This window comes from Streptomyces flavochromogenes, from assembly GCF_000717595.1.
GTDB lineage: Bacteria > Actinomycetota > Actinomycetes > Streptomycetales > Streptomycetaceae > Streptomyces > Streptomyces flavochromogenes.
Genome location: NZ_JNZO01000019.1, coordinates 61,867 through 84,215 on the forward strand (window position 1 = coordinate 61,867; position 22,349 = coordinate 84,215).

The window sequence follows — 22,349 nt, forward strand, 5'->3', positions numbered from 1 at the left end:
ACCCTGTGGATAACCGAGGTGAGCCGATCGGGATCGGGGCGGGATGGACGCGTACGTCGAAAAAGGCGCCGCCGACGCGGACGACGGCCGTCCGACGCCCCCGGCCGGCACCGGGATCGAGGCCCCGCCGGGCCCCGTGACAGAGCCCTTCACGGGCCCCACGGCCGACGGCTCGGGCGGGTCGCCCGCGGCGGACCGCGGGGGCGTCGGGATCATGGCCCTGTCGATGCCCTACCAAGTCGTCCTCGCCGTGGCGCTCGCCGTCGCCGGGGTCTTCGCGTGCGTCCATCTGGCGATGGTGTTCCTGCACGTCGCGCCGTCCAACACGCTGACCAAACGGCACGGTCAGGCCGTCGACGACTGGGTCTATCCCGAGTTCGAACAGAACTGGAAGCTCTTCGCGCCCAACCCGCTCCAGCAGAACGTCTCCGTCGAGGTCCGGGCCGAGATCGTCGCCGCCGACGGCAGCCGCCGGACCACCGGCTGGATCGATCTCACCGCCCAGGACACCGAGGCGATCCGGCACAACCCGATGCCCAGCCACGCCCAGCAGAACGAGCTCCGGCGGGCCGTGGACTTCTACCTCAACTCGCACTCCGACGACCACACCCCCAACGGGATGCGCGGCCGTCTCTCGGAGGAGTACATGCGCCGCATCGCGATGCTCCGCCTCGCGGACCTGTCCGGTGACGTGGAGCGCGTCCAGCTGCGTACCGTCACCCGGGCGGTCCCCGCCCCCGGGTGGAGCTCCGAGAAGAACGACACCGCTCCCTCCTACCGTGACTTCCCGTGGTGGCCGGTCACCGACGCCGACCGGCCCGCCGGGGTCGACCGAAGCCGCACGGAGGCGGGCCGATGAGCACTCCCACCCCCAGACCCGCTCCTGGCCCCGGCCCCGCTCCTGCCTCCTCCGCCGCTCCCACGCCCACGCGTGGCCGTGCCCGCGAGCCCTTCGACCGTCGGCTCGCCCGCGCCGTCCAGAACGTCACAGGCCGTTCCCTCGGCCCGTACCAGACCGCGATCGTGCGGATCGGCTTCTCGCTGACCTGGCTGGTCTTCCTGCTGCGCGAGCTGCCGTTCCGGCACGAGCTGTACGGCCCCGACGGCCCCTGGTCCTGGGAGATGGCCCGCCGGCTGATCGCCGACAACCGGTCCTTCACCGTGCTCATGTGGTCGGACGGCCGGCTCTGGTTCGAGCTCGTCTACGGGCTCGCCGTGCTCTCGGCCGTGCTGCTCCTGGTCGGCTGGCGAACCCGCGCCGTGTCGGTGGTCTTCATGGCCGGCGTGCTCTCGCTGCAGAACCGGTCCGTCTTCGTCGGCGACGGCGGCGACAACGTCCTGCACCTCGCCGCGATCTACCTCGTGCTGACCCGCTGCTCCCAGGTGTGGTCCCTCGACGCCCGTCGGGCAGCCCGCGCGGCCGGCGCCGCGGCCGCCGGAGAACCCGCGCGCCACGATCCCGTCGGCCCCCTCCTGTGGACGGTGCTCGGCGGCTTCCTCCTCGCCACCACCTGGTTCAGCCAGGTCACCGGCGAGTGGTGGCTTCCGGTGCTGCTGTGGGTCCTGTGGCTGGGGAACGGGCTGTGGTGGCTGGTGTGCCGGTTTGCGCCCGGGGAGCCTCGCACCCTGCTCGACGCCCTCGCGAACCTCGCGCACAACACCGCCCTCGTCGTGATCATGGCGGAGGTCTGTCTGATCTACGCCACGGCCGGCTGGTACAAGATCCAGGGCTCGCGCTGGCAGGACGGCACCGCGCTGTTCTACCCGCTCAACCTCGACTACTTCACGCCCTGGCCCGCCCTCTCCGAGCTGCTCGGGACCAGCGGGGTCATGGTGATGCTGCTGACCTACGGCACGGTGATCGTGCAGGTCGCCTTCCCGTTCACGCTCTTCCACCGCAAGGTCAAGAACGTCCTGCTCGTCGCGATGATGCTGGAGCACGCCGGGATCGCGGTGCTCCTCGGGCTGCCGGTCTTCTCGCTCGCGATGATCTCCGCCGACGCCGTGTTCCTGCCGACGCCGTTCCTGGTGGCGCTCGGCGCCCGGGTCGTACGGGGCAGGGACCGGTTGTGGCGGCGGACACCCGCCGGGACGGTGCCCGAGCAGCGCCGTACGGGTGAGGAGCACGGTCCCCGTACCCTCGTCGGGTGAGCACCACCGAAGAGACGGCAGCGCCCGAGGCGTCGGAGCCGGTCCAGTACGACGAGGGCTTCGGCCCCGAGATCGGCGTCGGGCCGCACCCCGAGCCGTGGCCCGAGGACGAGCGGTACGACCCCGAGCTGCTCGCCGGGGGCGACCGGCGCAATGTCGTGGACCGCTACCGGTACTGGACGCGGGAGGCGGTCGTCGCCGACCTGGACACCCGGCGGCACGACTTCCACGTGGCCGTGGAGAACTGGGGCCACGACTTCAACATCGGTTCGGTGGTACGGACGGCCAACGCGTTCCTGGCGAAGGAGGTCCACATCGTGGGCCGGCGGCGCTGGAACCGGCGCGGGGCCATGGTCACCGACCGCTACCAGCACGTCCGGCACCACCCGGACACCGAGTCGCTGACCTCGTGGGCGGCGGCCGAGGGCATCCCGGTCATCGGCATCGACAACCTGCCCGGTGCCGTACCGCTGGAGCGGACCGTGCTGCCCCGCCGCTGCGTGCTGCTCTTCGGGCAGGAGGGCCCGGGGCTCACCGAGGAGGCCCGCGCCCATGTGGAGACGGTCTGCTCGATCGCCCAGTTCGGCTCGACCCGCTCGATCAACGCGGGAGCGGCCGCCGCCATCGCCATGCACGCGTGGGTCCAGCGCTACGCGGAGATCGAGACCCCCTAGGAGATCGAGACCCCCCTGGGGGAGAGCGCCCGCGGGAGCCGTGTGGAGGCCCCGGGGAGCCTCCACACGGGTGTGCCTCAGGCCTGGCGGCGGACCTCCACCACCCGGAAGCGGTTGGAGACGAAGGCGCCGTCGCACAGGGCCGCGTTCGCCGCCGGGTTGCCGCCGGAGCCGTGGAAGTCGGAGAACGCGGCGGTCTGGTTCACATAGACCCCGCCCGTGAGGTTCAGCGACAGCTGCGCCGACTCCTCCAGACAGACCTCCTCCACCGCACGCTCGACGTCCGCCGAGGTCGTGTAGGCCCCGACCGTCATCGCGCCCTTCTCGCGGACCGTGCGCCGCAGCAGCTCCAGGGCGTCGGCGGTGGAGTCCACCGAGACGGCGAAGGAGACCGGGCCGAAGCACTCCGAGAAGTACGCGGCCTGGGCGTCCGGCTTGGATCCGTCCAGCTTCACGACGACCGGCGTACGGACCACCGCGTCCGGGTAGTCCGGGTTGACGACCTCGCGGGAGGCGAGCGCCACCTCGCCGAGACCGGCGGCGGCCTCGAGTCGCGCCTTCACGTCCGGGTTGACCAGGGCGCCCAGCAGACCGTTCGCCCGGGCGTCGTCGCCGAGCAGACCGCCGACCGACGCGGCGAGGTCGGCGACGACCTCGTCGTACGACTTGGGGCCCTGGTCGGTGGTGATGCCGTCGCGGGGGATCAGCAGGTTCTGCGGGGTGGTGCACATCTGGCCGCTGTACAGGGACAGCGAGAAGGCCAGGTTGGCGAGCATCCCCTTGTAGTCGTCGGTGGAGTCGACCACCACCGTGTTGACGCCGGCCTTCTCGGTGTAGACCTGCGCCTGGCGGGCGTTCGCCTCCAGCCAGTCGCCGAAGGCGGTCGAGCCGGTGTAGTCGATGATCCGGATCTCGGGGCGCACGGCCAGGGTCTTGGCGATGCCCTCGCCCGGCCACTCGACGGCGAGCGCGACCAGGTTCGGGTCGAAGCCGGACTCGGCGAGCACCTCACGGGCGACCTGCACGGTCAGCGCGAGCGGGAGCACCGCGCGCGGGTGCGGCTTGACCAGGACCGGGTTGCCGGTGGCGAGGGAGGCGAACAGGCCCGGGTAGCCGTTCCACGTGGGGAAGGTGTTGCAGCCGATCACCAGGGCGATGCCGCGGCCGACCGGGGTGAACTCCTTGCTCAGCTCCAGGGGGTCGCGCTTGCCCTGCGGCTTGGACCAGTCGGCCCTGCCGGCGGGGGTGCGGGTCTGCTCCGCGTACGCGTACGCCACGGCCTCCAGGCCGCGGTCCTGGGCGTGCGGGCCGCCGGCCTGGAACGCCATCATGAACGCCTGGCCGCTGGTGTGCATGACGGCGTGGGCGAACTCGTGGGTGCGGGCGGAGATCCGGGCGAGGATCTCCAGACAGACCAGGGCGCGGGTCTCGGCCCCGGCGTCGCGCCAGGCACCCATGCCCGCGCGCATCGCGGGGAGCAGGACGTCGATGTCGGCGTGCGGGTACTCGATGCCGAGCTCCGGGCCGTACGGCGAGGTCTCGCCGCCGGTCCAGCCGTCGGTGCCGGGCTGGTCGAGCTCGAAGCGGGTGTTCAGCAGGGCCTGGTGGGCGGCGAGACCGGCCGCCGCGTCGAGCGAGCCGCCCTCCCCGTACGCCTTCGGGTGCTCGGGATACGGCGACCAGTAGGCACGGGTCCGGATGGTGTCGAGCGCCTGGTCGAGCGTGGACCGGTGCTTCTCGGCCAGACGGTCGGTGGTCGGCAGAGCGGTGGCCATGAGTGGACCAACTCCTCGTCGAGCTGGGCAGGGAGACACGTACGGAGTTAGAGTAACCGAACGATCGGTCGGGACAAGGGGGCCTGTCGATCCTGTGGAAAACCCATCGGGGAGGATCACTCCTATGAGCGCCAACGTGACCGTCAGGGGGAGCGACGACGTGACCGCCAGTGAGCCTGCCGCCGCCGTGGAGGCATCCGAAGCCGTGGCCGGAGGGGTCCTGGGCCCCGTCGGGCGGGACCGGACCGTCGCCGTCGTCGGCACCGGCACCATGGGCCAGGGCATCGCCCAGGTCGCACTGGTCGCCGGCCACCCCGTGCGGCTCTACGACAGCGCCCCCGGCCGCGCCGAGGAGGCCGTGGCCGCCCTCACGGCACGCCTCGACCGCCTCGTCGAGAAGGGGCGTCTCGACGCCACCGCGCGCGAGGCCGCCGCCGGACGCCTGTACGCCGCCCAGGACCTCGGGGAGCTCGCGGACGCGGCGCTCGTCGTCGAGGCGATCGTCGAGCTGCTCCCCGTCAAGCAGCAGCTCTTCGCCGACCTGGAGAAGGTCGTCGGCGACGACACCGTCCTCGCCACCAACACCTCCTCGCTCTCCGTCACCGCCATCGCGGGAGGCCTGCGGCTGCCCGGCCGGTTCGTCGGACTGCACTTCTTCAACCCGGCGCCGCTGCTCCCCCTCGTCGAGGTCGTCAGCGGCTTCGCCACCGAGCCGGACGTCGCCACGCGCGCGTACGAGACGGTGAAGGGCTGGGGGAAGACCCCGGTGCGCTGCGCGGACACCCCCGGTTTCATCGTGAACCGGGTCGCCCGTCCGTTCTACGCGGAGGCGCTGAGGGTCTTCGAGGAGGGCGCGGCCGACCCGGCCACCATCGACGCGGCCCTGCGCGAGTGCGGCGGCTTCAAGATGGGCCCGTTCGAGCTGACCGACCTCATCGGCCAGGACGTGAACGAGGCCGTGACCCGGTCCGTCTGGGAGTCCTTCCACCAGGACCCGAAGTTCACGCCGTCGCTCGCGCAGCGGCGGCTCGTGGAGTCGGGGCGCCTCGGCCGCAAGACGGGCCAGGGCTGGTTCTCGTACGCGGAGGGCGCCGAGCGGCCCGAGCCGCACACGGCGGCGCCGGCGCCGGCGCCCGAGCGGATCGTCGTCCGGGGCGATCTCGGACCGGCGGAGCCTCTGGTGGGGCTTTTCGAGGCGGCCGGGATCGCGGTCCGGCGCAAGAAGGGGGACGGCGGGTACATCAAGCTGCCGTGCGGCGGCGAGCTCAGCCTCGCGGACGGCGAGTCCTCCTTCGAGTACCACAAGGAGGAGATCCTCTACTTCGACCTCGCGCTCGACTACGCCGCCGCGAGCAGGATCGTGCTGTCGGCGCGCGAGGGCGTCGACCCCGAGGTCCTCGCGGAGGCGGTGGGGCTCTTCCAGGCTCTCGGCAAGAAGGTCTCCGTCATCGGGGACGTGCCCGGCATGATCGTCGCCCGTACGGTCGCCATGCTGGCCGATGTCGCGGCCGACGCGGTCGACCGGGGCGTCGCGACGGCGGAGGACGTGGACACGGCGATGCGGCTCGGGGTCAACTATCCCGCCGGACCGCTGGAGTGGGCGGGGAAGGTCGGCTACCGGCGCACGTGCGGTCTGCTGAGCGAGCTGCACTCGCGGTATGCGAACGGCCGCTACGCGCCGGGTATCGGTCTCATGCGCCGGGGGTACGCCGAGGAAGCGGGGGACTCCCGATGACCACCGCCAAGCGCGACACCTACACCCCGGAGACGCTGCTCTCGGTGGCCGTGCGGGTCTTCAACGAGCGCGGCTACGACGGCACGTCCATGGAGCACCTCTCCAAGGCGGCCGGGATCTCCAAGTCGTCGATCTACCACCATGTGTCCGGCAAGGAGGAGCTGCTGCGGCGGGCGGTCAGCCGGGCGCTCGACGGGCTCTTCGCGATCCTCGACGAGCCGGACGCCGGGCGCGGCCGGGCCGTCGAGCGGGTCGAGTACGTCACGCGCCGCACCGTGGAGGTGCTGATCGCGGAGCTGCCGTACGTGACGCTGCTCCTGCGGGTGCGCGGCAACACCGGCACCGAGCGGTGGGCCATGGAGCGGCGGCGCGAGTTCGACCACAAGGTGGCCGACCTGCTCAAGGCGGCCGCCGAGGAGGGCGATCTGCGGGCCGATGTGGACATCAGGCTCGCGACCCGGCTGCTCTTCGGAATGATCAATTCGCTGGTGGAGTGGTACCGGCCGCATCCGGACGCGGCGGCGGAGCGCGAGCAGCTCGCGGAGACCGTCGCGCACCTGGCGTTCGACGGGCTCAGGACGGCCCGCTGAAGGACTGAGGAGCCCTGCTGAGGGGCCGTCCGAAGGTCCGTGGCCGGAGGGCCCGCCCCACGGTCCTTCGACGGCCCCTGTGGGCCCTGACGGGAGGACGGCCCCTGGCGGGGGCCGTCCTCCCGTCGTCAGGCGTGCGGGTCCGTGTTGAGGTCCGTCTCCTCGAAGACCAGCAGCGTGCGCGTGGACAGCACCTCGGGGATCGCCTGGATCCGGGTGAGCACCAGCTCGCGCAGCGTCCGGTTGTCCGGCGTGTGCACCAGCAACAGGACGTCGAAATCGCCGCTGACCAGCGCGATGTGCGTGGCCCCCGGCAGCGCGCCGAGCTGCTCGCGGACCGTGCGCCAGGAGTTCTGGACGATCTTGAGCGTGATGTAGGCGGAGGCGCCGTGGCCCGCCCGCTCGTGGTTGACCCGGGCGCTGAAGCCGCGGATCACCCCGTCGTCGATGAGCCGGTTGATGCGCGCGTAGGCGTTGGCCCGGGAGACGTGCACCCGCTCGGCGACGGAGCGTACCGAGGCGCGACCGTCCGTTTGCAGCAGTCGCAGGATGTCCCGGTCGATCGCGTCCAGCGGGCGTGCCGGAAGGGCGCCCGTCGGCGTGCCGATCGGGGCGCTCAGGGCCTCGCCGGGCACCTCGCTCCCGGTCCCGCGGAGCGCGCCGCCCGGGTCGCCGCCCGTCTCGTCGTCCGGAGCCCCGCTCCGGTCGACGGCCATTTGTTCATCCGCCATGTCCCCCCGCCTCTCTCCGGTGGACGACCTGTACTCATCCCAGGCTGTGGAGAACCGTTTGTCCACAGGCTGCAGGTGCCTGTAGCCAAAATGCCTCCACGACCGAACAATCGGTAGGTGAGGCGCGCCACACTCGCGCCACCCGCCTTCGGGTCTTATGCCCGCTCCCACGAGGAGGTGGACTCGTTGCAACAGCGCAGTTCGACAGTCCAAGAGCCGCCCGGTGCCGTTCCCGCCTACCGGCCGACCCCGCCGCCGGCATGGCAGCCGCGGACCGACCCCGCCCCGCTGCTGCCCGACACCGAGCCGCTGCGCGTGCTCGGCACGGACGCCGTGGCCGACGCCGACCCCGCGCTGCTGCTCCGGCTCTACGCGGAGCTGATCCGCGGCCGCCGGTACAACACGCAGGCCACCGCCCTCACCAAGCAGGGCCGGCTCGCCGTGTATCCCTCCACCCACGGCCAGGAGGCGTGCGAGATCGCCGCCGCCCTCGCCCTGGAGGAGCGGGACTGGCTCTTCCCCTCGTACCGCGACACCCTGGCCGCGGTCGCCCGTGGCCTCGACCCCGTGCAGGCCCTGACCCTGCTGCGCGGCGACTGGCACACCGGGTACGACCCGCACGAGCACCGCATCGCGCCGCTCTCCACCCCGCTGGCCACCCAGCTCCCGCACGCCGTGGGCCTCGCCCACGCCGCCCGGCTCAAGGGCGACGACGTCGTCGCGCTCGCCATGGTCGGCGACGGCGGCACCAGCGAGGGCGACTTCCACGAGGCGCTGAACTTCGCGGCCGTCTGGCAGGCCCCCGTGGTCTTCCTCGTGCAGAACAACGGCTTCGCGATCTCCGTACCGCTCGCCAAGCAGACCGCCGCCCCGTCCCTGGCCCACAAGGCCGTCGGATACGGCATGCCCGGCCGGCTCGTCGACGGCAACGACGCGATCGCCGTCCACCAGGTGCTCACCGAGGCCGTGGCCCGCGCGCGGCGCGGCGGCGGCCCCACCCTCGTCGAGGCGATCACGTACCGCATCGACGCCCACACCAACGCCGACGACGCCACCCGCTACCGCGCGGCCGGCGAGGTCGAGACCTGGCGGGCACACGACCCGATCCTGATCCTCGAACGGGAACTGACGGAGCGCGGCCTGCTCGACGAGGACGGCAGGCGCGCGGCGGCCGAGGCCGCCGAGACGATGGCCGCGGAGCTGCGCGAGCGGATGAACGCCGACCCCGTGCTGAACCCGATGGACCTCTTCTCGCACGTGTACGCCGAGCAGACCACGCAGCTGCGGGAACAGGCGGCGCAGCTGCGCGCCGAGCTCGAAGCCGAGGGTGAGGCGTGATGACGACGGCGACGACCGGACCCACGGCGGACAGGACCGCCGGGAACGCCGGTAAGGGCGGCAAGGCCGGGAAGGCCAAGCCCGCCACGATGGCGCAGGCGCTCCAGCGCGCCATGCGCGACGCGATGGCCGAGGACCCGACCGTCCATGTGATGGGCGAGGACGTCGGCACCCTCGGCGGCGTCTTCCGGGTCACCGACGGGCTCGCGAAGGAGTTCGGCGAGGACCGCTGCACGGACACCCCGCTGGCCGAGGCCGGCATCCTCGGCGCGGCCGTCGGCATGGCCATGTACGGCCTGCGGCCGGTCGTCGAGATGCAGTTCGACGCGTTCGCCTACCCGGCGTTCGAGCAGCTGATCTCCCACGTGGCGAAGATGCGGAACCGGACGCGCGGCGCGATGCCGATGCCGATCGTCATCCGTGTCCCGTACGGCGGCGGGATCGGCGGCGTCGAGCACCACAGCGACTCCTCCGAGGCCTACTACATGGCCACCCCGGGACTCCACGTCGTCACCCCGGCCACCGTCGAGGACGCCTACGGGTTGCTGCGCGCGGCCATCGCCTCCGACGACCCGGTGGTCTTCCTGGAGCCCAAGCGGCTCTACTGGTCCAAGTCCGACTGGTCCCCCGAGGCGCCGGCGGCCGTGGAGCCGATCGGCAAGGCCGTGGTGCGACGGCGGGGCACCGGTGCCACGCTGATCACCTACGGTCCGTCCGTTCCCGTCTGTCTGGAGGCGGCGGAGGCCGCGCAGGCGGAGGGCTGGGACCTGGAGGTCGTCGACCTGCGCTCGCTCGTCCCCTTCGACGACGAGACGGTCTGCGCCTCGGTGCGGCGCACCGGCCGCGCGGTCGTCGTCCACGAGTCGACGGGCTTCGGCGGCCCCGGCGCGGAGATCGCCGCGCGCGTGACCGAGCGCTGCTTCCACCACCTGGAGGCGCCGGTGCTGCGGGTCGCGGGCTTCGACATCCCCTACCCGCCGCCGATGCTGGAGCGGCACCATCTGCCGGGCGTCGACCGGGTCCTGGACGCGGTGGCGCGACTGCAGTGGGAGGCGGGAAGCTGATGGCGCAGGTGCTCGAGTTCAAGCTGCCCGACCTCGGTGAGGGACTCACCGAGGCGGAGATCGTCCGCTGGCTGGTCGCAGTCGGCGACGTCGTCGCCATCGACCAGCCGGTCGTCGAGGTCGAGACGGCCAAGGCCATGGTCGAGGTGCCCTGCCCGTACGGCGGTGTCGTCACCGCCCGGTACGGCGAGGAGGGCACCGAACTGCCCGTCGGCGCGCCGCTTCTGACGGTCGCGGTGGGTGGCACGGGCGCGCCGGAGGAGCTCGCGGAGGCGGCTCCCGGAGCCACCCCCACGGTGGGGGAGACCGCCGCCGAGTCCGCCGTGTCGTCCGAGTACTCGGGCAATGTGCTCGTCGGGTACGGCACGGCCGAGCCCGCCGCCCGGCGCCGCCGGGTGCGGCACGAGAGCCACGCCGTGGCGAAGACCCCCGCACCCGCCCCGGTCGCGGTGGCGGCTCCGGCTCCCGTCGCCGTCCCGGGCCACGAGGGCCCGGTGCCGGTCATCTCGCCGCTCGTGCGGAAGCTGGCCAGGGACCGGGGGCTCGATCTGCGCGAGGTGCGCGGATCGGGGCCCGAGGGCCTGATCCTGCGGGCCGATGTGGAGCTGGCCATCGCGGCCCTGGAGCGGCCCGTCGCCGCGTCGGCGCCCGCCCCGGCCGCCGTGCCCGCTTCGGCGCCCTCCTCCGCGGCCGCTTCGGCCGGTGAGCGGGTGCCGCTACGAGGGGTCCGCGGCGCCGTGGCGGACAAGCTGTCGCGCAGCCGTACGGAGATCCCGGACGCGACCTGCTGGGTGGACGCCGACGCGACCGAGCTGATGGCCGCGCGGGCGGCGATGAACGCGGCGGGTGGGCCGAAGATCTCCCTGCTCGCGCTCCTCGCCCGCATCTGTGTCCACGCCCTGGCGCGGTTCCCCGAGCTCAACTCCACCGTGGACATGGCGGCCCGGGAGATCGTCCGGCTGCCGGCCGTGCATCTCGGTTTCGCCGCCCAGACCCCGCGCGGTCTGGTCGTCCCCGTGGTCAAGGACGCGGGGACCCGGACGGCCGAGTCGCTGACGGCGGAGTTCGCCCGGCTGACGGAGGCCGCAAGGGAGTCGGCGCTCACCCCGGCCGACCTGACGGGCGGCACGTTCACCCTGAACAACTACGGGGTGTTCGGGGTCGACGGATCCACGCCGATCATCAACCACCCCGAGGCCGCGATGCTCGGCGTCGGCCGGATCATCCCCAAACCGTGGGTCCACCAGGGCGAACTGGCCGTACGTCAGGTGGTGCAGCTCTCGCTCACCTTCGACCACCGCGTCTGCGACGGCGGCACGGCGGGCGGCTTCCTGCGGTACGTGGCGGACTGCGTCGAGCAGCCCGCGGTCCTGCTGCGCACGCTCTGACACCCGGCGCTCCGGCGGGACCTTCCCGGTCCCGCCGGACCGCCCCCGGATCGCCCCTCGGACCGCGGCCCCCGGAACGTCCACCGGGCCTCCCTCGGACTCTCCCCCGGACCGTCCACCGGCCCCTCCCCCGGACTGTCCGCACCCGTCCGTGGTCCCGTCCGCCGCGGGTTCCGCCACCCGCGTCGTCCCACCAAGGGAGACCAGCCGACGGCGGGAAGAGGCGGCGGACCATACTGCTGGGGTGACCACCCCACACGACGCCGTCGTACTCGCCGGAGGCGCCGCCCAGCGACTCGGCGGTGCCGACAAGCCCGGCGTACGGGTCGGAGGCCGGGCGCTCCTCGACCGGGTCCTCGCCGCGTCCCGTGGCGCGGACCGGACGGTGGTCGTCGGCGACTCCCGGCCGACCGTCCGCCCCGTCCGCTGGACCAGGGAGGACCCGCCCGGTGGGGGGCCGCTCGCCGCCCTCGGCGCGGGAGTACGGGAGACCGGGGCCGACGTTCTGCTCGTCCTCTCCGCCGACCTGCCCTTCCTCGACGAGGACACCGTCCACCGACTGCTCGGAGCGCTCGCCGACGCCCCCGACGCCGAGGCCTCCCTCCTCACCGACGCCGGGGGACGGGACCAGCCGCTCGTCGCCGCCTACCGAGCCGCCCCGCTGCGGCGGGAGTTGGCGCGGATCACCGAGGAGCGTGGCACCCTCGCCGGCGGCCCGCTGCGGCAGCTCACCGGCGCACTGAGCCTCACCCGGGTCGCCGCCGGGCCTCTCGCCTCCTTCGACTGCGACACCTGGGAGGACATCGCCACGGCCCGGGCCCGTATCAGGGAGCATGGGACCGTGCTGGATGAATGGATCACCGCAGTCAAGGACGAACTGGGCATCGAGCTGGACGTCGACACCGGCGTACTGCTCGATCTGGCCCGCGACGCCGCCCATGGAGTGGCGCGTCCCGCCGCGCCCCTGACCACCTTCCTGGTCGGATACGCGGCGGCGCGCGCGGGCAGCGAGGGAGGTCCCGAGGCGGTCGCCGAGGCCGCCCGCAAGGCCGCCGCGCTGGCCCAGCGCTGGGCCGCCGAGCAGGACGAGGCGGGATGACCCTGAAGGAGCCCCTCCCGGTGGCCCCCGGAACCGACGACACGCGGGCCGGGGGGCCGCACCGGGCCGCCGCCTGGCCCGAGGCCCGTGCCGCGGCCGTCCGCGCCGGGGCCTCGGCGCGGGCAGGCCGGGCGCCGCTCGGCGTCCCCCTCGGGCAGGCGCTCGGACAGGTCATGGCCGAGCCGCTGCTCGCCCTCACCGACCTGCCGCCCTTCGACACCTCCGCCATGGACGGCTGGGCGGTCGCGGGTCCCGGACCCTGGACCGTACGCCCGGAAGGCGCCGTCCTCGCCGGACAGGCGTCCCCGGCCGTGACGGCCGACGGCGAGGCCGTACGGATCGCCACCGGCGCTCGCGTCCCCGCCGGGACCACCGCCGTCGTCCGCACCGAGCACTCACGCACGGAGGGTGCGCTGCTGCACGCCCTGCGCGAGGTCGTGCCGGGTCAGGACATCCGGCCCCGGGGCCAGGAGTGCCGTGCAGGCGACGAGCTGCTGCCCGCCGGCACCGCCGTGACCCCCGCCGTGCTCGGCCTCGCCGCGGCCGCCGGTTACGACGAGCTCCCCGTACCGCCGCGCCCCCGGGTCGAGATCCTGGTCCTCGGCGACGAGCTGCTCACGACGGGTCTCCCCCACGACGGCCTGATCCGCGACGCCCTCGGCCCCATGCTCGGCCCGTGGCTGACAGCGCTCGGCGCCGACGTCCTCGCCACCCGCAGGATCGGCGACGAGGCCGAGGAGCTGTACGCGGCCGTCACCGGTTCCACCGCCGACCTGGTCCTCACCACCGGCGGGACCGCCGCCGGGCCCGTGGACCACGTCCACGGCGTACTGGACAAGGCCGGCGCGACCCTCCTGGTCGACGGCGTGAAGGTCCGGCCCGGTCACCCGATGCTGCTCGCCCGCCTCGCCGCCGAGCCCACCCGGCCCGAGCCAACCCGGCCCGATCCCACGCCGTCCGATCCCACGCCGTCCGTGGCCACGTCGTCCGAGCGCACCCGGCCCGCGCGCGTCCGTCATCTCGTCGGGCTCCCCGGCAACCCGCTCGCGGCCGTCTCCGGGCTTCTGACCTTGGCGCAGCCGCTCCTGGCCGCCCTGACCGGGGCCGCGGCGGCGGCGCCCGCCCCGCCCCGCGTTCCTGTCCGGGACGAGGTGCACGGGCATCCGTTCGACACCCGGCTCGTCCCGGTCGTCCGCCGTGGTGGACGCGCCGTAGCCCTGCGCTTCAACGGACCGGCCATGCTCCGTGGCATCGCCGCCGCCGACGGCCTGGCCGTCATTCCGCCCGGCGGCGCCCGCCCCGGCCAAGAGTTGGATGTCCTCGACCTTCCCTGGCCGGCGGCCGAGGGGGCCGTACCGGCCCAAGGAGCGTGTTTCACGTGAAACTTCCCAGTCGTGACGCGATGGCCCGTCACGCGGACGAGCGGATCTCCGGTCCGCAGATCAGGCTGCCGCGCCGAGAGGTCGAGCGGCCCCTGCGTCAGGTCGGCAAGCGGCTCCTGATGGCCCTCGGCGTGCTGGTGGTGACGGTCCTCATCGTCTACGTCGACCGTGAGGGCTACCACGACAACGCCAACGAGACGCTCGACTTCCTCGACTGCGCCTACTACGCGACCGTCACGCTCTCCACCACCGGATACGGCGACATCGTCCCGTACAGCGACTCGGCGCGGCTCGCCAACATCCTGCTGGTCACGCCCCTGCGCGTGCTGTTTCTGATCATCCTGGTCGGCACCACCCTCGAGGTCCTCACGGAGCGGACCCGCGAGGAGTTCCGGCTGAACCGCTGGAGGTCCACCTTGCGCGACCACACCGTCATCGTCGGCTTCGGCACCAAGGGGCGGTCCGCGATCCAGACGCTCTGCGCGACCGGGCTCAGCAAGGAGCAGATCGTCATCGTCGATCCCTCCAACAAGGTGATCGAGACGGCGAACGCGGACGGTTTCGTCGGCGTGGTCGGCGACGCGACCCGCAGCGACGTCCTGCTCCGTGCCGAGGTGCAGCGGGCCCGGCAGATCGTCATCGCCACCCAGCGCGACGACACGGCCGTCCTGGTGACCCTCACGGCCCGGCAGCTCAACCGGGGCGCGAAGATCGTCGCCGCGGTCCGCGAGGAGGAGAACGCGCCGCTGCTGCGCCAGTCCGGCGCGGACGCGGTCATCACCAGTGCCAGCGCCGCCGGGCGCCTGCTCGGCCTCTCCGTGCTGAGCCCCAGTGCCGGCACGGTCATGGAGGACCTCATCCAGCAGGGCTCCGGTCTCGACCTGGTCGAACGCCCGGTGACCAAGAGCGAGGTCGGGAAGAGCGTGCGGGAGACCGATGACCTGGTCGTGACCGTACTCCGCGGCCACCGGCTGCTCGGCTACGACGACCCCGCGGCCAGCCCGCTCCAGCTCACCGACCGAGTGATCACCATCGTGCGTGCCGCCCCGGTCACCCCGCTCAGGACGCCGCCGGAGGACTGAGCCCGGAGGACCGCGCCCCCGGCCGGTGCCGGGAGTAGCCTCGCCGCCATGTATGCGATCACGATTCCGGAACCCGGTGGTCCCGAGGCCCTCGTCTGGGCCGAGGTGCCCGATCCCGTACCCGGCGAGGGCGAGGTCCTCGTCGAGGTGGTGGCGAGCGCGGTCAACCGCGCCGATCTGCTCCAGCGCCAGGGCTTCTACGACCCGCCGCCGGGCAGCTCGCCCTACCCCGGCCTGGAGTGCTCGGGCCGAATCGCCGGGCTCGGCCCGGGGGTATCCGGCTGGGCTGTCGGCGACGAGGTCTGCGCGCTGCTCGCCGGCGGCGGTTACGCGGAGAAGGTCGTCGTCCCCGTGGGGCAGCTGCTGCCGGTGCCGGAGGGCGTCGACCTGGCCACGGCCGCGGCGCTCCCCGAGGTCGCCTGCACCGTCTGGTCCAACATCTTCATGATCGCGCATCTGCGTCCCGGCGAGACGCTGCTCGTGCACGGTGGTGCGAGCGGGATCGGCACGATGGCGATCCAGCTGGCGAAGGCGGTCGGGGCGCGGGTCGCGGTCACCGCCGGTGGCCCCGAGAAGCTGGCGCGCTGCGCCGAGCTCGGCGCGGACGTTCTCATCGACTACCGCGAGCAGGACTTCGTCGAGGAGCTGGCCAAGGCGACCGACGGGGCGGGCGCGGACGTCATCCTGGACATCGTCGGCGCCAAGTACCTGGAGCGGAACGTGAAGGCGCTGGCCGTGAACGGCCGGCTCGTCGTCATCGGTCTCCAGGGCGGCGTCAAGGGCGAGCTGAACCTCGGGGCGCTGCTCGCGAAGCGCGCCGCGGTCATGGCGACCACGCTGCGGGCGCGCCCGGCGGACGAGAAGGCGGCGATCGTGGCCGCCGTACGGGAGCACGTCTGGCCGCTGATCGGCGCGGGCACGGTCAGGCCGGTCGTCGACCGGACGCTGCCGCTGGACGACGCCGCCGAGGGCCACCGGGCGCTGGAGTCCGGCACCCATGTGGGCAAGGTCCTGCTCGTGGCCCCGAAGGGCTGAGGGGCCCCCAGGGCGGCGGGCGGACTGCCGCAGGGGCCGGCGGGCGGCGATCTCGGGGCCAGGAGGGGCGCCCTCACGGCCGGCGGGGCGGCGATCTCAGGCCCGGGCGGGCGGCGACCTCGGGCCGGCCGGGCCCGGGCCCTCCCCGGGGTCACCCCGCCCTCAGGACCTCCCGTGGGTCACCCGCGCCCGCAGCCCCTGTGGCACCCCGACCTCCGGCCGCTCCGGGCTCACCCCGTCCTCCCCGTGCAGACGCGTGAGGGGCCCGGCACGCGGCGTGCCGGGCCCCTCCTCGTACGTCTTCCGCCGCGGCCTACAGGTACGGCCCCGAGCGGACCGCGTGGCCGTGGCCGCGGTCGTCGTCGTCATCGTCGTGCGACGCACCCGGCGGGAGCGCCCTGCGCATCTGCTCCAGCTGGGCGCGGGCCGCCATCTGCTGGGCGAAGAGCGCCGTCTGGATGCCGTGGAAGAGGCCCTCCAGCCAGCCCACCAGCTGAGCCTGCGCGATGCGCAGCTCCGCCTCGGAGGGGATCGCCTCGTCCGTGAACGGCAGGGAGAGACGCTCCAGTTCCTCGACCAGCTCGGGCGCGAGCCCGTCCTCCAGCTCCTTCACGGAGCTTGCGTGGATGTCCTTGAGCCTGACCCGGCTGGCCTCGTCGAGAGGTGCCGCGCGTACTTCCTCCAGGAGCTGCTTGATCATGCTGCCGATCCGCATGACCTTCGCAGGCTGCTCGACCATTTCCGTCACCGGGACCTCGCGGGGTTCGTCGTCGCCCTGAGTGCCGCCGAGCGCCATCCCGTCCTGTCCCACGATGAGGACCTGGGGGCTCTCCTGCGACCTGTCATTCCTCGGCATCTCCATGCCGCCATTCTCTCGTACACATGCGTCACCACGGGGTGTGCCCCCGCACGAGGGTGATCCACCCTCGTGCGGGGGCACAGGACGACAACGAAGACCGTCAGGTCGCCTCGCGCCGGGACAGCGCGCCGCGTGAGCGGGTCACCAGGGCGGCGAGCAGCGCGGCGCCCACGGGGACGGCGACGAGCAGGCCGGCGAGGGTCTCCCAGGGGATGACGATCGGGACGTACGGCACCTCCGAGGCCGCGCTCCAGCCCTGGGCGACGGCGTCCTCGTGCCAGCGCATCTGCTGCCGCTCCTCGTTGAGCCGGAGGCCCATCGCCGGCAGCACTCCGGCGGCCGATCCGAGGAGTACGCCCATCGCGGCGACGACGCCACACTGGAAGCCGCTGAGGGTCCGACGGACCCGCGGCGGGGCGCCCACGGCGGCCAGCGTCTTCAGATCGGCCTCGGCGTCGGCCTGGGCGAGCCCGGTGGCGATGCCGGCGGCGCCGACGGTGACGAGCCCCGCGAAGATCGCCAGCGACAGCAGGATGAGGCTGTTGTCGTTGACGAATCCTTCCTCCACACGGAGGTCGACGTTGCTGCCGAGCTTGGTGAGCTCGCCGTCGAGCTTCTGGCGTGCCTCGGTGTCGGGCAGCCGGTCGGTGCTGGCGTACGTGCCGAGCGGCGCCGTCGCGAGTCCGGCGGCCTTGGCGGTGGCCGGCGTCATCAGGGCCTGGACGCCGTAGGACTTCTGGTCCCCGGGCACCTGGTAGGCGGGCAGGGCGACGACCTTGCCGGGAGCGGGCCTGCCCTGCTCGGAGGCCTTGTCGGCGGCGGCGAGGTCGGTGATCTGCTTGATCCCGTACATGCCGTTCTTGTCGACGTTGACAGGGTTGAAGCTGACGACCTTGCCGTCGGCGAGGGCCTTCACGGTCGCCGGCTCGTCGAGGCCGAGCACCTTCAGAAGCGCGGCGTCACCGACGAGCAGCCCGCCGTCGGAGACGTACATCCCGCTGCTCCGGCCCTCCTTGCACCGCCAGTCGTCGGTGATCATCTTCAGTCGCTGTTCGGGCGTGTACTTCTCCGAGGCGTCTCCGCCGCCGGGGATCGTCGCGTACATGGGGCATTCGTTCGCCGGGGGGACGACGACCTCGAAGCGGCCGCAGCCCGGTCCGCTGTCCCACGGCTGGCAGCTGGGCTTGCCGACCGCGACGCGCGCGACATCCGCACGGACGTCGACGGGGACGTACCGCTCGATCGCCTCGCGGACCGCGGGGACGTCCCGGCCGCCTTCCTCCATGACGAACGCGGCGACGGTTCCGTGCGGCATCTGGGCGGTGTACTCGGCCCGGTGCTGGGTCTCCTCGCTGGCCATGTACGTGGAGACGGCGACCGTACCGGCGACGGCGGCGAGGACGGCGGCGACGGCGGGAGCCGTACGGCCCCGGTTGCGCACGGCGTCCCGCAGCGCGAGCCGCGGCGACAGCGGCAGCCAGCGCCCGGCCCGCCCGAACAGACCCACCAGGGCCGGGGTCATCGCGACGACGCCCAGCTCGGCGATGGCAGAGCCGCCGGCCACGACGATGAACTGCTGGCTGATCATGGAGCCGAAGAGCGCGATGGCGCCGCCGATCAGGAGGGCCGCGAGGCCGATCAGGGGCAGCACCCGGCTGCTGCGGCGGACACCGCGCCGGCCGGTGAGCGAGGCGAGGACGGTCTGCCGGGAGGCGGTGATCGCCGGCACGATGGCGGCGAGCAGGCCGGTCAGCACGGCGAGCAGCGCGATGCCGAGGATTTCGAGCGGCCGGATGTCGAAGGCTCCGAACCGCTGGCCCATGGTCTCCTCCAGGTACGGCTGGAGCACCTTGGTGAGGATCAGGGCGAGGACCGTACCGGTGACCGCGGCGGCGACGCCGATGACCAGACCGCCGCTCAGCACGATGGCCCGGATGTGGCTGCGGGCACCGCCGTTGGCACCGACCAGACCGAGCTGGCGGCGCGAGCGGCGGGCGCCGACCGCGAAGGCGGGTCCGGCGAGCAGGCAGATCTCCAGCATCGCCAGACCGACGACGGTGCCGACGGCGGCGAGTTGGGCGGCGTTGGCACCCGCGCTGGATTCGAAGTTGCCCCAGTTCTCCTTCTGGTAGAGCGGGACCTCGGATGTGGCGGGCGGGTCGAGGATCACGGCACGCGAGGCGACGATGACACCCTTGGTGTTGAGCTCCTTGACCATGTTCCACGTGAAACCACCGGACTTGCGCACCAGGTACGTGGTGCTGATGTCGGGCTTCTGCAGACCGGCCTTCTCGACGGCCTTCGCGTACGGGGCGAGGAAGGCCCCGGGGACCGCGTTGACCTGGACGGCGTTCAGGTCGTCGGGGATCTCGTAGGAGCCGACGATCCGATACGGGCGGTCGAAATTGCGTGCGGAAAGGGTCGAGCCGACCGACAGACCGCTGCTCTCCAGGAAGCGCGAGGTCGCGACGACCTCGTCGTTCTTCTCCGGGTAGCGCCCCTCCAGAAGGGTCGTGATGCCCCGGGCGATCGGATCGGCCGCCTTGAGCTCACGCACGTGCGTCACGAGCAGGCCGTGCTTCGTCGTCAGCTTGGCCGTGCCGGAGCTGTCCGAGAGGAACGTGGAACCCGCGGGGAACGTCTTGGTGACATCGGTGGGGCCGCTCGGCCAGGACGTGTTCTCGTAGTCCTTGGCCGTCGTGCTCATCTCACCGATCGGATCCTGGAAGATCGGTGCCCCGCCGTAGCCGGGGTCCCTGAACTGGGCGTCCGCCGCGCCGATCATGCGGTCCGCCCGCTCGGTGGGGGACAGCTCGGAGCTTCGGTAGGTCAGATCGAGGGCGCTGACGCCCAGGATCGGCAGGGCGATCATGGCCAGGACGAGGGCGCTGCGGCCCTTGGAACGCCATGCGTCGCGGCGGGCGATCCGGATCGCGGCCCGCCAGGAGTGGAGCCAGGTCTTCACGCCTCAGCCACCTGGCCCGACAGCAGGGAATCGGCCTCGCTGCGCACGGTCTGGTCGACGATGGCGCCGTCCCGCAGGAACACGACCCGGTCCGCCCAGGCCGCGAACCGCGGCTCGTGGGTGACGAGGACACCGGCGGCGCCGGCGTCGCAGCGGCTGCGGAGCAGGGCGAGCACGGACTCGCCGGTCTCGGAGTCGAGGGCGCCGGTCGGCTCGTCGGCGAGGACGAGCCGGCGATCGCCGACGAGCGCGCGGGCGATGGCGACACGCTGCTGCTGGCCGCCGGACATCTCGTCCGGGAAGCGGTCGGAGAGGTGGCCGAGGCCCATCTCCTCCAGTGCCTTGAGGGCCTCGACGCGCGCCTTGCGGGAGGAGGTCCCGTCCAGTTCGCGCGGAAGGGCCACGTTCTCGGCGGCGGTGAGGGCGGGGATGAGGTTGTAGTCCTGGAAGACGTAGCCGATGCTGCGGCGGCGCAGGGCCGCGAGCTCCTTGACGCTCGCCGTGGTGATGTCGGTGTCCTCGACGATCACGCGGCCCGAGGTGGGGGCGTCGAGGCCGCCGGCGATGGTGAGGAGCGTGGACTTGCCGGAGCCGGACGGGCCCATGACGGCGACGAGTTCACCCGGGTACACGGCGAGGTCGATGCCGCGCAGGGCATGCACCTCGGTGGCACCCGCGCCGTGGACGCGGGTCAGGTTCTGGAGTTGCAGCACGGGCTGCTGTGCGGACATGAGGGGTCCCCCCTTGGGCGTGCCCGGCGGTCGGCCGAGTACGGGAGCGAGCGGTGGAAAGGTGATGCGGGAGTGGTACGGCGGGCGATGCGCGGGCCGTACGGCGGGTGAGGCGCGAGCGGTACGGGTGGGGCGCGACGGTGCGGTCAGCGCGCTCCGGCCGCGGGTGACGCGGCCTCGGGTGGTGCGGCTTCGGTGGGCGCCGCATCGGCGCCTGTCGGGGCGGCCGCGGTCGGTGCCCCCGCGGTGCCCGCGGCCGTGGTCGCCGTGGCGGACCCGGTGTGCGCGGCCGTCGCCGAGAGGCGGATCAGCCGGGACTCGCAGTGGTCCAGCCAGCGGGCCTCGGCCTCGGTCTGGAAGATCAGCTGCTCCAGGACGAGCAGCCAGGCCACGTCGTCCCGTTCCCGGGCCCCGCCGCTCTCGACGGCGATGAGCGCCTGGGCCTTGAGGCGGGTGTAGTCCTGCATGGCCTTCACGGTGTGCCGGCGCTGGGACTGGATGACGTCGCGGATGTCGACGTTGGGAGCGCCGACGGCCATGGCGAGCTTGATGGCCAGCTCGTCACGTGCGGGGCTGGTGCGGTCCACCGGCTTCTCGAACCAGGTCCTGAGTTCGGCGCGGCCGCTGTCCGTGATCGCGTAGAGCGCGTGCCCGGCCGCGTCCTCGCCGCCCTGGGCGACCATGCCGTCGCGCTCGAGCCGGCTGAGGGTCGTGTAGACCTGGCCCACGTTGAGCGGCCAGGTGGAACCGGTGCGGGACTCGAACTCCGTACGGAGCTGGGAGCCGTACCGAGGGCCGCGTTCGAGGAGGGCGAGAAGCCCGTGGCGGATCGACATACTCAGTATGTATACCGAGTATGGTGCCGCGAACAACCGTCCTGAGGGGGAAGGGACGCGTCCGCCTCAAGGGGGACCCGGGCGGGCCGGGGGGCTCAGCGGCGCCGCATCCGGAGCCCGAGGAAGCCGATTCCGAGTCCCATCAGGGCAAGTCCGACCCCCAGTGTGAGCACGGGAATCCGCTGGTCGCCGAGGGGTGACGTGGATTCGGCCGCCATCCGCGGCGCCGTGCCCGGCCGGCTGGCGGGCGCCGCCTCCGGTACGACGGCCTCCTCCTCGCGTACCCCTTCGACTTCCTGTTCGACGGCGTCGGGGCCCTCGGGGCTCTCCGGGTCTGTTGCAGTTTCGGTACGAGAGGACTCCGGCGGCGGGGTCGTGTCGCCCGCCGGGGGCGTCGGCGGCACGGAGCGTCCGGGTCTCGGCCGCCCTTCGCCCGCGGGCCGGCCCGCAAGCGACGCGGAGCCGTCGGGAGAGGGCGCGTCGCTGGGCTCGGCGCTCGGCGTGGCGGGGGGCAGCGCCCCGGTGCCGGTCGGCGCGGGCGCGGGACGCGCGGGTGTGCCGGCGCCCCCGGTCCGCCCCGGAGAGGCGGAGGTGGAGGCGGAGGGCGTGACCGTCGCGGAGGGCGTGACGGAGGAGGGTGACGGAGCGACGGACGTCGAGGAGGGTGAGGACGGGAGCGGCGCGGGGGTCGACGGCGTGGTCGGGGCCGTGGCCCCCACGGAGCTGCCGGGGGCCTCGGCTCCGTACGCGAGCGGCACCCCGTACAGGACGCACGCGCAGGCGAACACGCAGGTGAGAGCGGGGCCGAGGGCCCGCGCCCGTGCCCTGCGGAGTGCTGGAGTCACCGGGTGACCCCCTCCCGTACCGAGCCGCCGAGACAATGAACTCAGCGTCACATGTCGGGACACTTCCGG

General features: G+C 73.1%; 19 protein-coding genes. 12 read left to right on the forward strand and 7 right to left on the reverse strand.

Features of this window, described 5'->3' with window-relative positions; genetic code table 11:
• Positions 1–43: 43 nt before the first annotated feature.
• From IF00_RS0124110 to IF00_RS0124120, 3 genes are read left to right on the forward strand one after another with little or no spacing between them, the layout of a single operon-like run.
• Positions 44–859, forward strand: coding sequence for a DUF5819 family protein (locus IF00_RS0124110; RefSeq protein ID WP_030321304.1), 816 nt, complete (start codon positions 44–46; stop codon positions 857–859).
• Positions 856–2,151, forward strand: a complete 1,296-nt coding sequence (locus tag IF00_RS0124115) for an HTTM domain-containing protein (protein ID WP_030321306.1) — start codon at positions 856–858, stop codon at positions 2,149–2,151. Before IF00_RS0124110 ends, IF00_RS0124115 begins: the two co-directional genes overlap by 4 nt.
• The gene (locus IF00_RS0124120) at positions 2,148–2,825 is read left to right on the forward strand and encodes a TrmH family RNA methyltransferase (protein ID WP_030321309.1); all 678 of its coding nucleotides are present in this window, start codon (positions 2,148–2,150) and stop codon (positions 2,823–2,825) included. The genes IF00_RS0124115 and IF00_RS0124120 overlap by 4 nt, the downstream gene beginning before the upstream one ends.
• A 77-nt stretch (positions 2,826–2,902) precedes the next feature.
• Here the strand turns inward: IF00_RS0124120 and paaN are convergent, their stop codons facing one another.
• Entirely contained in the window at positions 2,903–4,600 is a 1,698-nt protein-coding gene (gene paaN, locus IF00_RS0124125) for a phenylacetic acid degradation protein PaaN (RefSeq protein ID WP_030321311.1), read from the reverse strand.
• Positions 4,601–4,724: 124 nt separating this feature from the next.
• On the opposite strand from paaN, the gene IF00_RS0124130 reads away from it, so the two are divergent.
• Together IF00_RS0124130 and IF00_RS0124135 are read left to right on the forward strand one after the other, a co-directional pair.
• The gene (locus IF00_RS0124130; RefSeq protein WP_078944832.1) at positions 4,725–6,335 is read left to right on the forward strand and encodes a 3-hydroxyacyl-CoA dehydrogenase; all 1,611 of its coding nucleotides are present in this window, start codon (positions 4,725–4,727) and stop codon (positions 6,333–6,335) included.
• Positions 6,332–6,925, forward strand: coding sequence for a TetR/AcrR family transcriptional regulator (locus tag IF00_RS0124135; RefSeq protein ID WP_030321315.1), 594 nt, complete (start codon positions 6,332–6,334; stop codon positions 6,923–6,925). Before IF00_RS0124130 ends, IF00_RS0124135 begins: the two co-directional genes overlap by 4 nt.
• A gap of 128 nt (positions 6,926–7,053) precedes the next feature.
• On the opposite strand, the gene IF00_RS0124140 is transcribed toward IF00_RS0124135, so the two are convergent.
• Positions 7,054–7,656 carry an Lrp/AsnC family transcriptional regulator gene (locus tag IF00_RS0124140; protein ID WP_106975873.1) on the reverse strand — a complete coding sequence of 201 codons (603 nt, stop codon included), beginning with the start codon at positions 7,654–7,656 and terminating at the stop codon, positions 7,054–7,056.
• 177 nt (positions 7,657–7,833) lie between these two features.
• On the opposite strand from IF00_RS0124140, the gene pdhA reads away from it, so the two are divergent.
• From pdhA to IF00_RS0124175, 7 genes are all read left to right on the forward strand, one after another.
• A complete protein-coding gene (pdhA, locus tag IF00_RS0124145) occupies positions 7,834–8,994 on the forward strand; it encodes a pyruvate dehydrogenase (acetyl-transferring) E1 component subunit alpha (RefSeq protein WP_030321319.1) in 1,161 nt (386 codons plus the stop codon).
• Positions 8,994–10,058 carry an alpha-ketoacid dehydrogenase subunit beta gene (locus tag IF00_RS0124150; RefSeq protein ID WP_030321321.1) on the forward strand — a complete coding sequence of 355 codons (1,065 nt, stop codon included), beginning with the start codon at positions 8,994–8,996 and terminating at the stop codon, positions 10,056–10,058. The genes pdhA and IF00_RS0124150 overlap by 1 nt, the downstream gene beginning before the upstream one ends.
• Positions 10,058–11,446, forward strand: coding sequence for a dihydrolipoamide acetyltransferase family protein (locus IF00_RS0124155; RefSeq protein ID WP_030321322.1), 1,389 nt, complete (start codon positions 10,058–10,060; stop codon positions 11,444–11,446). The genes IF00_RS0124150 and IF00_RS0124155 overlap by 1 nt, the downstream gene beginning before the upstream one ends.
• A gap of 244 nt (positions 11,447–11,690) precedes the next feature.
• Positions 11,691–12,545, forward strand: coding sequence for an NTP transferase domain-containing protein (locus IF00_RS0124160; RefSeq protein ID WP_030321324.1), 855 nt, complete (start codon positions 11,691–11,693; stop codon positions 12,543–12,545).
• Positions 12,542–13,927, forward strand: a complete 1,386-nt coding sequence (locus tag IF00_RS0124165) for a molybdopterin molybdotransferase MoeA (RefSeq protein ID WP_030321326.1) — start codon at positions 12,542–12,544, stop codon at positions 13,925–13,927. Before IF00_RS0124160 ends, IF00_RS0124165 begins: the two co-directional genes overlap by 4 nt.
• Positions 13,924–15,009, forward strand: coding sequence for a potassium channel family protein (locus tag IF00_RS0124170; protein WP_078944833.1), 1,086 nt, complete (start codon positions 13,924–13,926; stop codon positions 15,007–15,009). The genes IF00_RS0124165 and IF00_RS0124170 overlap by 4 nt, the downstream gene beginning before the upstream one ends.
• Before the next feature lie 48 nt (positions 15,010–15,057).
• Positions 15,058–16,044: an NAD(P)H-quinone oxidoreductase gene (locus tag IF00_RS0124175; RefSeq protein ID WP_030321329.1), complete on the forward strand. Its 987-nt coding sequence runs from the start codon at positions 15,058–15,060 to the stop codon at positions 16,042–16,044.
• Between the two features lie 313 nt (positions 16,045–16,357).
• Here IF00_RS0124175 and IF00_RS0124180 read toward each other — a convergent pair whose 3' ends face one another.
• The 5 genes from IF00_RS0124180 to IF00_RS46480 form a co-directional block, all read right to left on the reverse strand.
• On the reverse strand, positions 16,358–16,906 hold the full coding sequence (locus IF00_RS0124180; RefSeq protein WP_017240334.1) for a bacterial proteasome activator family protein: 549 nt from the start codon (positions 16,904–16,906) through the stop codon (positions 16,358–16,360).
• A gap of 97 nt (positions 16,907–17,003) precedes the next feature.
• Positions 17,004–19,868, reverse strand: a complete 2,865-nt coding sequence (locus IF00_RS0124185) for an ABC transporter permease (protein ID WP_030321331.1) — start codon at positions 19,866–19,868, stop codon at positions 17,004–17,006.
• Entirely contained in the window at positions 19,865–20,599 is a 735-nt protein-coding gene (locus IF00_RS0124190; protein WP_030321332.1) for an ABC transporter ATP-binding protein, read from the reverse strand. The genes IF00_RS0124185 and IF00_RS0124190 overlap by 4 nt, the downstream gene beginning before the upstream one ends.
• Before the next feature lie 146 nt (positions 20,600–20,745).
• The gene (locus IF00_RS0124195) at positions 20,746–21,435 is read right to left on the reverse strand and encodes a PadR family transcriptional regulator (RefSeq protein ID WP_030321334.1); all 690 of its coding nucleotides are present in this window, start codon (positions 21,433–21,435) and stop codon (positions 20,746–20,748) included.
• 95 nt (positions 21,436–21,530) lie between these two features.
• Positions 21,531–22,280 (reverse strand): hypothetical protein, encoded by a 750-nt coding sequence (locus IF00_RS46480; RefSeq protein WP_209439791.1) that lies wholly within the window; start codon positions 22,278–22,280, stop codon positions 21,531–21,533.
• Positions 22,281–22,349 lie beyond the last annotated feature (69 nt).

What these genes read in the sequence shown, in the direction of transcription:
- IF00_RS0124195 (WP_030321334.1), bottom strand. Translation starts at nt 21,435, where the DNA reads ATGTCGATCCGCCACGGGCTTCTCGCCCTCCTCGAACGCGGCCCTCGG.
- IF00_RS0124140 (WP_106975873.1), bottom strand. Translation starts at nt 7,656, where the DNA reads ATGGCGGATGAACAAATGGCCGTCGACCGGAGCGGGGCTCCGGACGAC.
- IF00_RS0124175 (WP_030321329.1), top strand. Translation starts at nt 15,058, where the DNA reads ATGTATGCGATCACGATTCCGGAACCCGGTGGTCCCGAGGCCCTCGTC.
- IF00_RS0124155 (WP_030321322.1), top strand. Translation starts at nt 10,058, where the DNA reads ATGGCGCAGGTGCTCGAGTTCAAGCTGCCCGACCTCGGTGAGGGACTC.
- IF00_RS0124135 (WP_030321315.1), top strand. Translation starts at nt 6,332, where the DNA reads ATGACCACCGCCAAGCGCGACACCTACACCCCGGAGACGCTGCTCTCG.
- IF00_RS0124115 (WP_030321306.1), top strand. Translation starts at nt 856, where the DNA reads ATGAGCACTCCCACCCCCAGACCCGCTCCTGGCCCCGGCCCCGCTCCT.
- IF00_RS0124130 (WP_078944832.1), top strand. Translation starts at nt 4,725, where the DNA reads ATGAGCGCCAACGTGACCGTCAGGGGGAGCGACGACGTGACCGCCAGT.
- IF00_RS0124150 (WP_030321321.1), top strand. Translation starts at nt 8,994, where the DNA reads ATGACGACGGCGACGACCGGACCCACGGCGGACAGGACCGCCGGGAAC.
- IF00_RS0124190 (WP_030321332.1), bottom strand. Translation starts at nt 20,599, where the DNA reads ATGTCCGCACAGCAGCCCGTGCTGCAACTCCAGAACCTGACCCGCGTC.
- IF00_RS0124180 (WP_017240334.1), bottom strand. Translation starts at nt 16,906, where the DNA reads ATGGAGATGCCGAGGAATGACAGGTCGCAGGAGAGCCCCCAGGTCCTC.
- IF00_RS0124110 (WP_030321304.1), top strand. Translation starts at nt 44, where the DNA reads ATGGACGCGTACGTCGAAAAAGGCGCCGCCGACGCGGACGACGGCCGT.
- IF00_RS0124165 (WP_030321326.1), top strand. Translation starts at nt 12,542, where the DNA reads ATGACCCTGAAGGAGCCCCTCCCGGTGGCCCCCGGAACCGACGACACG.
- paaN (WP_030321311.1), bottom strand. Translation starts at nt 4,600, where the DNA reads ATGGCCACCGCTCTGCCGACCACCGACCGTCTGGCCGAGAAGCACCGG.